Genomic DNA, 16,250 nt, shown 5'->3' with positions numbered 1-16,250 from the left:
TTCTAATGGAAAGAAGATGAAAATGACTACAAAATCCGGTAAGCACGCCAATAAGATTGCAAAGAATGCATTGGATTCTGCAGTCAACAAAGGTGTTGCAAAGGCTGTTGATATCCGCAAAGTGGCCGCTCTTTCCGCTGGAGCTGCTGGCGTGATTGCTGGTGCTGCTATTGCTTTTGGATCAACTCCTGCAATGGCTGTGGAGGCGAATACTTCTGCGCCTGTTAATACGAATGATCCTGCAAAAGAGCAGAGTGTAATTGGTAAGAAGAATGAGTCTTCTAAGTATGAGACTCCTAATAGTGAAGTGAAGGAGCAAAATAAGAAGAAAGAACCTAAGAAAGAACCGACTGAGCAGATTAAACCTACTGAGCAGACTGTAGTAAATGCTGAAGGCGCTAATTCTGATGTTACTGAGCTTGATAATAATGCTGAGCAGAAGGTTGTGGGCACTGAGGGAGGGGATGCTAAGACTTATAATAGGTCTGTAGATAACAAAGATGTGAAACAGAATACTGCAGAAAATAGCACTCCTTCAGAATCTGGTGCAAAGAAGCGTGCAAGGCGTTCGCTAGATGCAAATAAGCAACCTGATGATAGTACTGTTGTCACAGATCGCGCAACGACCCCTGCACGAGCGCCTCAATCACAATCTAACAGCACAATCGAACTTTCACAAGATAAAAAAGACACACTGCCTAACATGTACGCATGGGGCAAGTCTGACAATGTTTACGTTGAAAATGGCCAGAATCAAGAAGTAACCTTTAAGTTTGCAAAGCCAGAAGACGGTAGAACTATTACCAATATAGCTATTTTCCCGTCTGATATTAATTCTATTACTAACACGTCAATGGGATTTCTTGAGTATTATTCGGCTCCAGATGCTGGTGACCCGCATCAATCATATTCCGGTACATACAATTTTAAGGTAAATGCAGATGGCACAGCCACGCTTACCATGACTAAGTTGTATAGAGATGGCAATCTTAATAGTGCAGAAAAGTATGCTGCCAACCGTTGTATTTACGTGTACGGAAAAGGTAATGACGGTAAAGAAGTTCTGCTGTACAAAACGAATATTGTGCGTGCAACAACACTTGTTCCGCCTAAAAATGCTGGTTCGATTGTTCTAAAGTATGATGAGCAGCTTACTGACGAACAAATTCGTGCAAGGCTTAAACAGGCTCTGGATGCTCCTACCGAGGCCACTGGTAAGAAATCAATTCGTGAGCAAATTAAAACTGAAAGTACATCTAAGGGTGTTGCTAGCCGCACTGGAGCGAATGATAAATTTGTTCAGACGCCTGATGACCCTTATAAAAAGGTGGTTATTACCGATAAACAGGCGTATGACGATAGTAAATTAACTACAATTAACACGGTAACCTCTGAAAAAGGCGCTGCAGTAACCACCTATAAAACTGGCGCTCAAACACTCAATACATACCTCATCTCTGATTTGGGCTACAAGTCTGAGGCGCTAGCGCTTACGGTTGCGCGCTACGATACGCGTATCGAAAAGCCGATTGTGGACGACACATCCAATGTATCCGAAGATGTAAAGAATGAAATTGCAAAGAAGCTTGCCAGGATTAATGGAGTATCTCCAGATAAAATTACATTTGACAATGCTGGTAATGCTGTAATTAACTTCGACGGCGTGGAGTCTAAAGACGCGCCAAAGATTGCTCTGCGCGACCTTGTGTTGAAGAAGATTGCAGAGGCTGATGTTAATATTCCGACTGGCGACCAAGCAACATTTGTTTACAACCCGATTGGCTACTCTGATGCTGAAATTGCGCGCATTAAGAAGTCGATTTATGATGCTAACAAGAGCAATACAGAACTAGGCTTGACTGAAGCCGATTATGAAAAGCAGATTTCTCTTGAGTATATTACGGGCAATATTACTGCATCTGGTCGCGCCAATGATGGAATTTCGAACGGTATGGCGGAAAACGCTATTACCGTTAAAATCAAGACCGATAAAGCAGTTGCTGAGTTTAAGTCTGATGTAAAAACAGACAAGCTTACAAAACTTGTTAATATTCGCAAGGATTACACCGTTTCGTGGGAAGAATCTAATAAGAAGATTGCTAATCGTGAGTCTGACGAAGGTCTCTCGTGGAGTGAAGACCATAAGACAATCATTTACCGCTACGATCCAACCAAGGCTGCCGTGTTTAAGTCTGGCGACGTTATAAAGTTACTCAAAGCTACTCCGAAGGATCCAAACGTTGGTTTGCGCACGCTTACTGGCGGCGAATCACTTGACAGCGAAGGTAGCGGCAAGCCTCAAAAATCCTACATGCATTACGTGCTTAAAGATGACCAGCCAACTGGCGAGCTTACGCTTGGTATTATGAGTGGCCCATATTGGAATGGCGACCCTCAGATTGCAGGCACCGATGTGGATATGGGTAATGTGCTAGCAAAGACCGACAAATATAAGTGGGATGATGATGCGCAGCCTGTAGAAGTTGCTTCTAAAGACGGCAAGATTTATAGAGCGCGTCTGTTTGTTGCTCCATATGATATGGGGTACTACCAGTACTTGTATGCGTTCCCAGATGGAAAGAACGCGAATAACACTCCTAAGGCTATTAACTTTATCTTCGTGCCGCAGACGAATCACAAGAAGAGTGATTTGCAGAAGTCGATTGGCGAGCATGCGGTGACGAATGATGGCAAGAAAACGCCTACTGATTCTAAGTACTACAATGCTTCTGATTCTAAGAAGAATGCATATGATAATGCGTTGAAGGAAGCTAATGAGGCATTGAAGGCTGCTGGTACAACAGAAGATGCCAAGCTGACTGAAGCGCTTAAAGCGCGCATTGATAACGCAACGATTCAGCTGGATAAGGCGCGTGAAGCTCTTGATGGTGACGCTACCAACAAGGATGGTTTGGAAACCTCAATTGAAGCTAACGGCAAGGCTGCTGAGAATCAGACTCCTGCGTCTGGAACTCAGGCAACAAGCCAGTTCAAGAACGTAAGCGACCCTGACTTTAAGACGGCAGATGGCACTACAGACACTGAAAGAAACAAAGCCGCTAAAGCAGCTAAAACAGCTTACGATGACGCACTTGCTGAAGCTAAGAAGCTAAAGGATGACGCCAACGCCACTCAAAAGGCTGTTGATGACGCCAAGGCAAAACTTGATGCTGCGCGCGACAAGCTTAACGACTTCACTACCAATAAAAATGAGTTGAATGCCGCGATTGCCAATAATGGTCATGTGTACGAGTATACGAATGATACTCTAAATACCCTTACTGTTGATCAGAAATTGGAGAAAGCTGATCCAACATATAAAAACTCAAGTCAAGATGAGCGTGAGGCATATGATAATGCGTTAGAGACCGCAGTCCACTTGGCGAAGGATCCAAACGCTTCCCAGAAGGAAGTCAACGAGGCTATCAAGAAGCTTAAGGAAGCTAAGGAAAAGCTAGATGCTAATGCTACGGATAAGTCTAAGCTTGCCGCAGCGGAAAAGCGTAGTTTTGACAATCCTGACTCGTCTGATCCTAGCAAGCAGAGTACATTCTATAAGAATGCGCTTAATAAGAAGAGCAATGGTGATGATCAAGAAAAGCGAAATGCTACAACCGCTATCAATAATTATGATGATGCGTTAACTAATGCTCGCACTATTCTTATGAACGATAAGGCTACGCAAGCACAAGTTAACGAAGCTAAACAAAAGCTTGAAGATGCTGAAAATACGCTGCACGAGGGTTACAAGTCTGACGGCAACGACCTTACAAAGGCAATCGCAGATAATGTAAGCGGTTATCTTATGACTGCATACTTCAATGCGTTTGATCAGGCTCAAAAGGATGGCGCAAATTCTCAGGCTGCTAAGGACTTTAAGGCGTATAACGATGCGTATCAGAAGGCTAAGGTGTTAAGTGCAAAGCTTAAGGAAACTGATGTGGCCAAGAAGCCAACGCAAAATGAGATTAACGAGGCAAAGGCTGCGCTTGAAAAGGCTCGCACGGTAATTGATAGCTACGCCACCGATACGAGTAAGATTTCGGCTGCATTGCTTCAGAGCTTGGCTGTAAAGGCAAGTCCTGCGTATCAAAATACTTCTGCTGATGATGCAAGTGAGGCTGCTAAGAAGGCAAAGAAGGCGTATGACGATGCGCTTAAGAAGTTGCAAAAAGCCTTTGATGCAAAGATGCCTAAGGATAAGGATGCGCAAGGCATTGAGATCTCGACTGATAAAGTACCGTCTGCAACTGGAGATGTAACGTCTAAGAATTATCTTGATGGCATTCAGTCGCACGCAAAGGGTCATCCGCTCAACAGAGACGTTACTGCTATTCTTGATGAATTAAATTCTGCTAAGAAGGAATTGGATAAGTTTGCGACTAAGACCGACGACTTGATTAAGTCGATTAATGAGGATGCAACCACTCATCCAAGCCCAGCGTTTAAGAACGCGTCTGTGCACCGGTATTTAGGCGATGACGGTAATGCTGATGCTGATAAGAATGCTGCTGCGCGTAACGCTGCCAATTATTATGGTCAAGCTCTTAACGAAGCTAAGGATTTGCTGAATGATTCAACAGCTACGCAAGCGCAGGTAAACGCAGCAAAGAAGAAGCTTGATGATGCCCGCAAGGCTCTCGGCGAGTACAAGACTGATGTTAAAGCGCTCAAAGATAGTGTTGACAAGCACGGCTCTACAGAAGAACTTCCTTCTGCAAAGGAAGGCACTGTTACCTCCGACGCGTATCGCAACGCCGATGATCCTCACTTCTTAACTACTGATGGTAAGCCTGATACCAAGAAGAATGATGAAGCTAAGAAAGCTAAGAAGTATTATGACAAGGCTTTGGCAAAAGCTCAGGATTTGATGAAGAAAGCAGATCCTGAGAGTAAAACGCCTTTGGATGCTCAGCCAACTCAAAAAGAAATCGATGACGCCCTTAAGGCTCTCGACGATGCTCGTACTGAGATCGAGAAGTATAAGACTAATACAGATGCTTTGAGCGCTGAAGCTGAGAAGTCTCAGGCAGATACTGCAACTACTCCAACCGCTGGTCAGTTTGAGGACTCTCCAGAGTTCAAGAACGCTTACGATAAGAAGGACGGCACCAACGACAATGCGGATGTTAAGGCATACAAGGAAGCCCTCAAGAAGGCTCGTGATCTTGTAAAGTCTGCCACTTCGACAGATCCAAATACAAAGAACAGCGAACGTCCAACGCAAAAGCAGATTAACGATGCACTCGATGCTTTGAAGCAAGCTAAGAAAGCTATTACCAACGGCTATAAGACAGACGTAGATAAGCTTAAGCAAGCCAAAGAATATGCAGAAGATGTATTCAAGAAGACTCCTGAATACAAGAACGCTATTGCAATAAAGAATGACAACAATAACGCAAAGCATGAGCAGGCTGGTAAGGATCTGGGCGATGTTACTAATCAAACTGGTTTTGAAGGTCAGATTGCTAAGATCGCAAAGCAACTTGAGTATACAAGCAAGCTTACGCAGCGCGAGGTTGATGCGTTAGTAAAGCAGCTTAAGAAGGCTCAGAAGACGATTGCTGAAAGATACAAGACTAACGTAACTCCGCTCTCTAACGAAGTTGATGATAAAGATCAAGATGGCAAGCTTGTAACACCTAAGTTTGAAGAGTCGATTCCGTACAAGAATGCTCTTGAAAAAGCGAAAACGGAAACTGATAAAGATAGTGCAGACTCTGCCACCAAGAAGCTAGAAGATTACAACAAGAAGCTCAAGGCTGCGCAGGATCTTATCGCGCAGGTGAATAACCCAGATTCGAATGCTGATCCAGATAAGAAGCCAACGCAATCACAGGTAGATGAGGCTCTTAAGGCTTTGCAAGAAGCCAAGAACGCTATCAAAGATGCCTTCAAGACCAAAGTCGACGCTCTTAAGAAAGAAACAAAAGAGCTTAAGGAAGACGGCGGAGCAAAGGAAGACAAAGATAAGTTCGAAAACTCTACTGAGTACAAGAACGCTGATGCTAAGAAGGGCACTGATGGTACATCTGATAATGCTGATGTATCAGCGTATAAAGATGCCTTAAAGAAAGCCAATGATCTTCTTGACTTGTTCGGTGAAGACGGCAATCCAAAGGCCGATATTCCAGCTGATAAGCAAATACCAACTCAAAAAGAAGTTGACGATGCTCTTAAGAATCTTAAGGATATTAAGGATAAGATTCTTGCTAACTACAAGACCAATCCGCATGACTTGCAAGAAGAATTCGACAAGTCTAAGGACGGCGACGACGACACCAGAACCGACGTGTTCGAGAACACTCCAGAGTTTAAGAACGCCGATGCTAAGAAGGGTGAAGACGGCAAGTCAGATAATGCCGACATGGCGGCCTACAAGACAGCTCTTGAGACAGCCAAGAAACTTCTTGATGCTTTCGACCGTACAACAGGCAAAGTAAAAGACCAGTTGCCTCAGGGTATGACTAAGGCTCCAACTCAAAAAGAACTTGACGATGCACTCCAAAAACTTCAAGAAGCTAAGTCGAAGATAGAAAAAGACTATGCAACTAAGAAAGAGGAGCTGAAGTCTGAGGCTGGTAAGGATTCTGACTTTACTAAGACACCTGAGTATCAGAATGCTCAAGCTAAGGGTGATGACGCGTCTAAGCAAGCTCTTGAAGACTACAAGAAAGCGCTCGATGAAGCTAACAAGGTTCTTGGCGATAAGAATGCTACGCAGAAGCAGGTTGATGATGCTTTGAAGAAGCTCCAAGACGCTAAGTCTAAGCTTTCGGATGGTTATAAGACTGATAAGACTGATCTGACTGCTGAGGCTGGTAAGGATTCTGATTTCACTCAGTCTCCTGAGTATCAGAATGCTGCAGGAAGCTCAGAGGCTGAGGCTTATAAGCGCGCATTGGATGAAGCTAATGCAGTTCTTAAGAACCCTAATGCAACTCAGGCTGAGGTTGACGAGGCTTTGAAGAAGCTCCAGGATGCTAAGCAGAAGCTTGCTGATTCTCATAAGACCGATAAGTCTGGTTTGGTTTCGGAATATGTAACCGATCCTGATTTCCGTAAGTCGATTCCGTTCATTATTGGTAAGGCTGCTGATTTGGCAGAGTATCAGCAGGCGTTGAATGATGCGGATAGTGTGCTTAAGGATCCTAATGCTACACAGGATCAGGTTAATCAGGCTCTTCGTAGGCTTCGTGATGCTAAGCAAAAGTTGATTGATGCTTATAACAGACTTATTAATAGTGGCAGTGGTGTTGGTGACAATACTGGTGTTGGTGTTAATGATTCGAATAATACTAGTGTTAATAATGTTGTTGATAAGAGTGCTTTGCAGGCTGAGGTTGATCAAGCTCTTGGTGATGTTTCGGCTAATGCTAGTGGCGTAGTGGCTGATTCTAACTTGGTGAGTGAGTTTAATGCAGCTTTGAATCATGCTCGTTCAGTGTTGGCGGACGCGAATGCTACTCAGGGGCAGGTTGATTCTGCTTTGGCTCGTTTGCGTGCTGCGCGTGCAGCTTTGCGTGCGGGAATGTTTGCGGCGCGTAACTCTGCTGGAGTGAGTCTTAAGCGTGGTGACGTGAGTGGTGTTAATACTGGCGCTAGTTCCTCGGTGTTTGCTGCTTTGGCTGCGGTGTTTGCTGGGCTCGGAGTGGTTGGTGCTGCGTCTAAGCGTAGGAAGCATTCGGCTCGTTAGTTTAATCTGTAGCAGTGTGTGATGCTGCTGCAACGTAGTGTAGATTAATGGCTTGGGGATAGTTTCTTCAAGCCATTAATTATTTGGTGTTGCGCACTATTCCTTACTTGGTATTGCGCGACATTCTCTGTTTACTGTTGTATGAGGGCTGGCTAATTCTTGTCTCACAACGCTCCGCCTATTACGTGTAGTCTAGAGTTGCGGTTGTTCCGTTTTGTCTTTGATTTTGTTTTTGTGTTGAGGTTTTTTGTAGTGGTTGATCATTGGATTGTTTGATATCGGCTGCCGCTCTTATACTGTTCGACCAAGAATCACCCAGCCCTCTTACGTGCTTGAACAATTGCGTATTGTTTAATCATCGAGATTCTCGATTTTTCTTGCTCTCTCGGCGAGTCACCATCGGAGGACTGCGAATCGACTTGCATGAGCGCTTAAAGCGTAGCGCGCGAATGCACTTCGATTCGCCGAGCCGCTCAAAGCAGAAGCACTGCTTCTGCGCGGCGAAGACGTTCGCGCGCTTAGACCGAGCGAACGAAACGTCTCGCTCGCGGCGAAAAATCTCGAATCTCTACCGCACTTGCGCTCCGAATTGCCTTCGCGCGCTACGCTTTAAGCACTCAGGCAGGTCGTCGCGCAAATTCGGGAAATGTGAATGTGTTGTGTGCGTATAGAGCAAATCGTGGTGTTTAATCGCTTTAGCGACTAGATTATAAAAGTTGGGCAAATAAGCTTAAACGCGCATCAATTAAGCAGTGCCAACAGGTAAGCCATATGTGTCGCAAAGGAGGATTAGTGACTGAGTGCAACACTTTAGCGAATCGCCACGTATACAATCCGTGCGAGAGCAAGAACGCACACAAGAATGAGCGTGATAAAGAGCGTAATAACGAGTTCAATAGTATGCTCGTGGTTGCGCGCGCAAAAAATCGCGTTGGCAGAGGCACAACTTGCGCAAAAGTGATTCTTTTTGGCGAACACTCGGTTGTTTATGGCTACAGCGCAGTAGCGCTTCCATTGCAAAATCTTAAGATGCACGCAACAGTAACAAGTGCACGAGCATTCAACGACACAAACACAAGCGCAGACGAAGGCAAAAGAGCAGAATTATGCGATTCAGCAGAAGACCTTAGCTGCCAGATGCAAAACCTCATAACATTTAAAGCATTAGGATTTGATGGTCTTTTACGCAGCGCACCTGCGCGATTCGCGTCGATTAAAACCGCAATACAAGAGGCATTACGTTTCGCCAATTGGCAGGGCGAATCATTGCAAATAGAAACCGCTTGCGATTTTCCGCCAGAGCGAGGATTGGGGTCTTCGGCGGCAGCGGCAGGAGCAGTGATCCGCGCAATACTCGACTACTACAGTATTAATGCCAGCGATGAAAAACTATTCGAGATTACGCAAGACGCAGAACGCGTTGCGCACGGGAAAGCATCTGGATTAGACGCCACAGCAACCAGTGCGATGCTGCAGCAGCCAGTTCGCTTCTTGGATGGCAAATTTAGCCGAATGAGCATAAGCCCAACAATACGTGCTTGGATTGTGCTAGCTGATTCGGGATTCAAAGGAACAACAAAAGTAACAGTAGAAGCATTACGCAAAAAACGCGATAGCCAGCCGAAAATCGTAAATGCACTTTTGCAAGAGCTTGGTCAAATCGCTCTTAACGCAGAGAATGATTTAGAGTTTGGCAATATACAAAATATTGGATCGAGCATGACTCGTGCTCACAAAATTCTTGCGGAATTAGGTATAAGTACGCCATTTTTAGACGCTCTAGTTAAAAATGCTTGCGAAAATGGTGCTCTAGGAGCAAAGCTTACAGGCGGAGGCGGAGGTGGATGCATTATAGCTATTGCGCAAAGTCAGGAGGATGCGTCTAAAGTAAGCATAGCGCTTAAAAACGCTGGAGCAGCTAGAACGTGGATTGTAGAAATCGGACAATAATCATAACTAATTCGTTAGTATGCTTTAAAAACGCTTTAAAGACTAAAGACTTAAGAAAGGATACGCGTGGAAAACGTTGAAATTGAGCCAAAAATAGCGTTTAATGTGCTTGATGATATTGATGCGTTTAATAACAGTAATCACGGAGCCGCTTTTACAGCTACAGCAAACGCAAATATTGCGCTAATCAAATATTGGGGGAAACGAGATGAAACTCTGATTTTGCCATATACTTCCTCATTATCTCTGACTTTAGACGGATTTTCCACAACAACAAAAGTACGATTTGATGATTGCCTAGAGGCAGACTCGATTTGCTTAAACGGAGTAAATTTTACAGGCGATTTACTCCAAAGTTCAGAGCGTGCACGAATAGTAAAAATGCTAGATATTGTGCGAAAAATTGCTGGAATTAAGAGCAAAGCACAAGTCGTAAGCGTAAACACAGTTCCAACAGCCGCAGGATTAGCTTCTAGCGCATCTGGTTTTGCGGCACTTGCGTCTGCAGCATCATACGCCGCAGGATTAAACCTAAGCCCACGCAACTTATCGATTCTAGCTCGCAAAGGATCTGGATCAGCATGCAGGTCGATTTACGGCGGATTAGTATTATGGAACGCTGGCACAAGCGACGAAACGTCTTACGCAGAGCCAATCGAAACACCAGAAGAGCTTCAACTCGCAATGGTAACTGTTATTTTAAACTCTAGTAAAAAGAAGATTTCAAGCCGTGAAGCAATGCGACGCACAGTAGAAACATCACCAATCTACGCAGACTGGATCAAAAACTGCAAAAAAGACCTAAATACGGCGTTATCAGCTATCAAAAATTGTGATATTCAAGCATTGGGAGAAGTGTCGGAGAGAAACGCTTTAGGAATGCATGACGCAATGCGCGCGGCTGCTGAAAGCGTAAACTATTTAACAGATGAAACGCATGTTGTGCTTAACGTTGTGCGAAAAATGCGCGATGAAAGCGGATTTCCAGTTTGGGCTACAATGGATGCTGGTCCGAATGTTAAAGTTTTAACTAGCGCGGAGCAAGTTTTGCGAGTTAAAAACGAGTTGAGTTTGCGCGTGTTGAGTGAGATTAAGCGTTTGCGCGAGTCGCAGGAATCGCCGTCATTTAGCAGCTTTGCGCAATCCAATCCGCAGTTTGTTATTGCGCGCCCAGGAAGTGGCGTTAGCATACGGAGAGAATCATGACTAATGAGCAAGCTTTAGCGCCTGGAAAACTTTACATAGCAGGCGAATACGCTGTTGTAGATGGATGCGCTGCAATCGTAGCAGCTGTGAATCGTTATGTAAAAGTTACAGTTGACGATGACAACCTACTAATACGTGATAGTCATGGAAAAACGTATCACAGCTGCGACTTTAATAAAAACGAATCCGAAAAAAATAATCTTAAAAAACTAGATTTACCAACATTTTACGGAAAAATCACGAGTGAGTCTAAAAACTATAAGCCTCTTTATTGGAAGCGTGGAATCTTCGGCAGGGAATTTATTTTAGACGAAAAAGATGCAGAAGATATAAATATGAGCGCAAAAGACTCAACGGATGCTTGCGACTTGCCAGCGGAAAAGTCGCCAGCAGCCAGCGATGAACAAAACCAAGATTCTCAAATAAAAAAATTAAAAAAAATCTATTCATACGTATTTTCCGCAATGCAAATAGTAGACGATTTTGCGCGCGAAACAAAAGAAGTAAAAAACGTTTTACTAGATGAAGGAAATACAGCCATAAACCTATACAATCTACAAATAGAAAGTGATTTAGACGATAAAAAAACAGGCAAAAAATACGGGCTTGGATCATCTGCAGCCGTAACGGTGGCGGCTGTGCGAGCGCTGTGCAAATGGTACGGATTAACGCTTACAACGCCAGAATTGTGCAAGCTAGCCATAATTGCATCGTCGCTAGTAAAAAAGTCAGGAAGCGGCGGAGACGTGGCAGCAAGCGCATACGGCGGATGGGTAATGTACCGCGCGTACAATCGCGAATGGCTTGAAGCAGAAATAGAAATGATTGAAAGTGGAGACTCAAGCCTACACAAGCTGCTTAGAAAAAAATGGCCGCGATTTGAAGTAAAACGATTAAAAGTAGGCGCAGGCTTGCGACTCTTAGTTGGGTGGACGGGGAATCCTGCCAGCAGTGCAGAACTTGTTGGAAGTGTAAAAGCTGGAGTGAAGGCTGGCGATTTAACCGCGCACAATCCCTCTAAAACAAGCGCTAAGACTTACTCTAAAACATACGAAGATTTTTGCGTACAAAGCGAAAAATGCGTGCAAAAAATCGCAAATGCGCTAGAAAATGGGCGCATAGACGCGTTATTAAGCGGATTTGCGCGAAATCGTGCGCTGCTAAAAGATCTTGGCGAGATCACAGGAACATTAATCGAAACGCCAAAACTCACGCGGCTAATAGAAGTTGCCAATGGTGCAGGATTGCCGTCCAAAACAAGTGGAGCAGGCGGAGGAGATTGCGGAATCGCGATTGCGCGCGCGGAAGATTTTGATGCTGTGTTTGCTCGCATTGAAGAAGAATGGCAAAACAGCGGTATTGAGGCGCTTAATCTGAAAGTCGCAGAATTTGATGAAAGCGGCGACCTCTCGCTTATTGAACAACGCAAAGACGATCACATAAAACTCGCGTGCGAACAATACAATGCGCACGCGGAATCTGGTTTTGAACACGTGCGATTTATTCCAAACGCGCTGCCTCAATTGGCATTAAGCGATGTAGATACAAGCGTGAGCGTGTTTGACGAAAGCACAAAATGGGATACTCCGCTGTATATTAACGCAATGACTGGCGGAAGCAAAAAAGGCGAAAATATAAACGAGTCGCTAGCGAGGGTAGCTGCAAAAACTGGCTTAGCAATGGCTTCTGGCTCGCTAAGCGCAGCGCTTAAAAATCCGCATCTTGAAGAGACTTTTAGCGTGATTCGACGCTTTAATCCGCATGGATTTGTAATGGCGAATGTAAGCGCAGGAGTGAGCGCTGAGCAGGCGATTAAAGCTGTAGAAATTTTGCAAGCAAACGCGTTGCAAATCCACCTAAACGCGGCACAAGAGCTTGTGATGAGCGAAGGAGACCGCGATTTTAGTGCGTGGCTTAACAATATTGAGGCCATTGCGCGCGAGCTTGATTCAATGAAAGTGCCAGTTGTTGTTAAAGAGACTGGGTGCGGAATGAGCGCTCGGGATGTGTTGCGCTTGCAAAATGTGGGCGTGCATGCGGTGGACGTTGGCGGACGCGGAGGCACGAATTTTGTTGCGATTGAAAACGCAAGGCGTGGGCGTGAAAGCGGCTACGAGTTCCTCGATTCCTGGGGGCTTACAACTGTCGAATCGTTGCTAGACATAGCGCAATGCGATGAGATTTTGTGCGAGCCGCGCGATTCATCGGATTCTTGCAATAGTGCGCGAATGCAAGTGTTTGCAAGCGGAGGAGTGCGTACGCCGCTTGATGTTGTGCGCTCATTGCGGCTTGGTGCAAGCGCTGTTGGAGTTGCTGGCGAATTTTTGCACACGCTTATTAACGAAGGAGAAGATGCGCTTGTTGAGCAAATTGAGTCTTGGAAGGCGCAGATTCGTGTGATTATGGCGTTGCTTGGATGCAAGAATATTGAGGATTTGCGCGAAAATTCGCGGATTTTGATTGATGATAAGCCCTGTGTGATTTAATGTCGGGCGTAGTGATATACTTGTGTAGTTGTGCGTTCAAGCATGCTTATTTGTTTATGCGATTTAGCGTCGGTTAGTCGCGTGGGCGGTTTGCGTGGGTGAGCGACGCAAGACTTGCAAGTCAAAGAAAATAGGAGTCCAATTATGGCAGCTCGTTGCGCAGTATGTGGCAAGGGACCGCAAACCGGTTTCAGCGTTTCACATTCGCACATCCGCAATAAGCGCACCTTCCGCCCGAACCTTCAGCCGGTTCGCACCACCATTGATGGCGAAAATGTTCGCCTTCGTGTGTGCGTAAAATGCATTAAGGCAGGCAAGGTTCAGCGCGTTGAGGCGTGAATCGCGTGTTAGATGTAAGGCCCTGAGCAGTGCTCGGGGCTTTTTTGTTTCCCTATTTTTCGCTTAAATCGTAGCGCAACGATTATAATCGAAGTATGGCAGCACGCATAACACTAAACACAGCAATATCGTCAATCGTAAGCAACAAGAGACGCGCGTCTGCTCTAAAATCGCTAGGCGTAATCACAGTAAAAGACGCGCTAACATACTACCCATTTAGAGTCACAAATCCGCTAAAACGCGCGCATTTAAGCCAAATTTTGCCAGGTCAAGAAGTTGCGTTCTCAGCGACAATACAATCTATAAACATAGTGCAAATGGCAGCGCGACGAGGATATCGGCTAGAAGTAAACGTAGCGCAAGATGCGGCACAAGCACAGATTGTGTATTTTTCAAAGAACAGACAATACGTGCAATGGGTTAGTGGCAGAATTGCAGTAGGACAAACCGTTGTTGTAGGAGGCACAAGCGGCGAGTTCAATGGGAGACTACAGTTTACACATCCGCAGATTCTAACTGTTCGAGCAAAGAGTGCTGAAAGCGATGATTCTGCTTATAATACTGATGTGCGCGTGCAAAACAGCGATGATTTTTCTGTGCAAAGTGTAGAAGATGGGATTGAAAAACTTTGCGCGCCACAACCGATTTACCACGCAAATTCGAGAATATCTAGTGAACATATTCACGAGACGATTTTAGGATTATTGCGACTTTTTAAGACTTGCGATTCTAGCGATTTTAATGTTGATACTACAGGTGTTGCTGATACAAATGTTCCTGATACAAATGTTCTTTCAGATGTTTTGCCAGACGTTCTGCCACAATTCGTCACAAACAGTAGAAACCTAATGCACCGCGCGGCAGCATTCGAATCAATCCACAATCCACAAAACAAAAACGACTTTGAAAACGCAATACACACAATGCGCTACGAAGAAGCATTCATATCACAAATAGCAGTTTTGCAATCACGCAAAAAAGCAGGGGAAAATAAGGCATACACGTGCGAAAACAGCGAGCTAAGAAAACACTTTGAAGAAAGCCTACCATTCGAGCTAACAGAAGGACAAAAAAACGTTATTAGCGAAATAACAGCAGATATGCAAGGCGAATCGCAAGCAACCGAGGAGTCCCCATTAAAACCAATGCGTCGTCTTTTGCAAGGAGAAGTCGGCTCTGGAAAAACAATAGTAGCAATGAGCGCAATGCTACAAGCCGTAGGATCAGGACACCAAGCGGTACTAATAGCCCCAACACAAGTATTAGCATCACAGCATGCCACAAACCTACAACAGATGATTGAGCGTGCAGGACTAAACGTTGAAATAACGCTCATAACAGGCGGAATGAAGCTAGCCAGCAGACGAAGTGCACTAGCAAAAGTAGCAAGTGGAGAGCCAGCGATTATTGTGGCAACACACGCAGCTTTCTCCGCAAGCTTTAAACCAACAAACCTAGCGCTGGTGATAATCGACGAACAGCACAGATTTGGCGTAGAACAACGAGACACACTATTACGCAAGATAAGCGGAAACGCGGTTCCACACTTGTTAGTCATGACAGCCACACCAATACCGCGATCCGCAGCAATGACATGGTTTGGAGACCTAGACGCATCCTATTTAACAGAGCTTCCAGGCGGACGCAAACCAATCCGCACTTTTGTAATAAACGAAGAAGACTCGCATAAGATGGCATCCATGTTCTACCACATTCGCTCCAGAATCGATGCAGGAGAGCGAGCATATGTTGTATGTGCTCGAATAGACAGTGAAGACAGTGAAGAAAACAACGATAATACTTACAATACTTACAATAATGCTGATGCGATCTACCAAGAAAACCAAGACTCATACACTCTAAATTCACAAAATACCCAAAATACACAAATTGCTCAGCGAGAAGTCCACACAGTTTTACAAATATCAAAACGCTTACAAAACCTACCACAATTCAAAGGCGTAGAATTCGCACAACTAACAGGTCGTACAAGCGATGAAGAAAAACGCGAAATAATGCACAAATTCGACAGTGGACAAGTACAAATCCTAGTTTCCACAACGGTTATAGAAGTCGGAGTAGACGTAGCAAAAGCCAGTTGTATAGTGATTTTCGACGCAGATCGCTTCGGACTAGCACAACTACACCAGCTCAGAGGACGAGTGGGACGTTCAGGCACACAATCCTGGGCTTTCCTAGTGTCAAACGCACCAAACAATCAGTTAGCAGCTGAACGTTTACAAGTAGTAGAAAACTCGTTAGACGGCGCCATAATAGCCCAAAAAGACCTAGAATTAAGAAACGTTGGAGACGTTCTAGGAGACAGTCAGTCAGGTGGAAAATCCAGTCTAAAACTATTAAGAGTAGTAAAAGACGCAAAAATCATTGCAGAAGCAAGAGAGGACGCAAACACGCTACTAGAACACGACCCGACCTTACTAGAACATCCACAAGCCGCCGGAGCAGTTTTAGACTTTACACAAGGTAGCAGCACAGCAATACTAAGCAATTAGATTAATGAAATCAGATTCATGAAACACAAATTGCCCAAGTAGTTTTGTACAAAAATCGCT

The 16,250-nt window shown here is 44.7% G+C and carries 6 protein-coding genes; all 6 read left to right on the top strand.

Translation table 11 applies throughout. The features are described 5' to 3' along the window. The first annotated feature begins 22 nt into the window (after positions 1-22). The 6 genes from HXT60_RS04730 to HXT60_RS04705 all read left to right on the top strand — a co-directional run bounded on the left by HXT60_RS04730 (position 23) and on the right by HXT60_RS04705 (position 16,190). Positions 23-7,696 carry a peptidase gene (locus HXT60_RS04730; protein ID WP_421790897.1) on the top strand — a complete coding sequence of 2,558 codons (7,674 nt, stop codon included), beginning with the start codon at positions 23-25 and terminating at the stop codon, positions 7,694-7,696. A gap of 792 nt (positions 7,697-8,488) precedes the next feature. Next, positions 8,489-9,646 carry a mevalonate kinase gene (mvk, locus tag HXT60_RS04725; protein ID WP_421790895.1) on the top strand — a complete coding sequence of 386 codons (1,158 nt, stop codon included), beginning with the start codon at positions 8,489-8,491 and terminating at the stop codon, positions 9,644-9,646. Positions 9,647-9,712: 66 nt separating this feature from the next. Then, the gene (gene mvaD / locus HXT60_RS04720) at positions 9,713-10,852 is read left to right on the top strand and encodes a diphosphomevalonate decarboxylase (protein WP_421790893.1); all 1,140 of its coding nucleotides are present in this window, start codon (positions 9,713-9,715) and stop codon (positions 10,850-10,852) included. Then, complete coding sequence (gene fni, locus HXT60_RS04715) at positions 10,849-13,338, top strand: type 2 isopentenyl-diphosphate Delta-isomerase (RefSeq protein WP_421790891.1); 2,490 nt, start codon at positions 10,849-10,851, stop codon at positions 13,336-13,338. Before mvaD ends, fni begins: the two co-directional genes overlap by 4 nt. Before the next feature lie 144 nt (positions 13,339-13,482). After that, positions 13,483-13,677, top strand: coding sequence for a 50S ribosomal protein L28 (gene rpmB, locus HXT60_RS04710; protein WP_004105392.1), 195 nt, complete (start codon positions 13,483-13,485; stop codon positions 13,675-13,677). 95 nt (positions 13,678-13,772) lie between these two features. Next, positions 13,773-16,190: an ATP-dependent DNA helicase RecG gene (locus tag HXT60_RS04705; protein ID WP_421790889.1), complete on the top strand. Its 2,418-nt coding sequence runs from the start codon at positions 13,773-13,775 to the stop codon at positions 16,188-16,190. Positions 16,191-16,250: the final 60 nt, after the last annotated feature.

It is taken from the genome of Gardnerella sp. KA01002, from assembly GCF_049244015.1.
GTDB classification, from domain to species: Bacteria; Actinomycetota; Actinomycetes; order Actinomycetales; family Bifidobacteriaceae; genus Bifidobacterium; species Bifidobacterium vaginale.
Note: the sequence above shows the minus strand (reverse complement) of the source record. Positions and strands in the feature narration are given on the sequence as shown.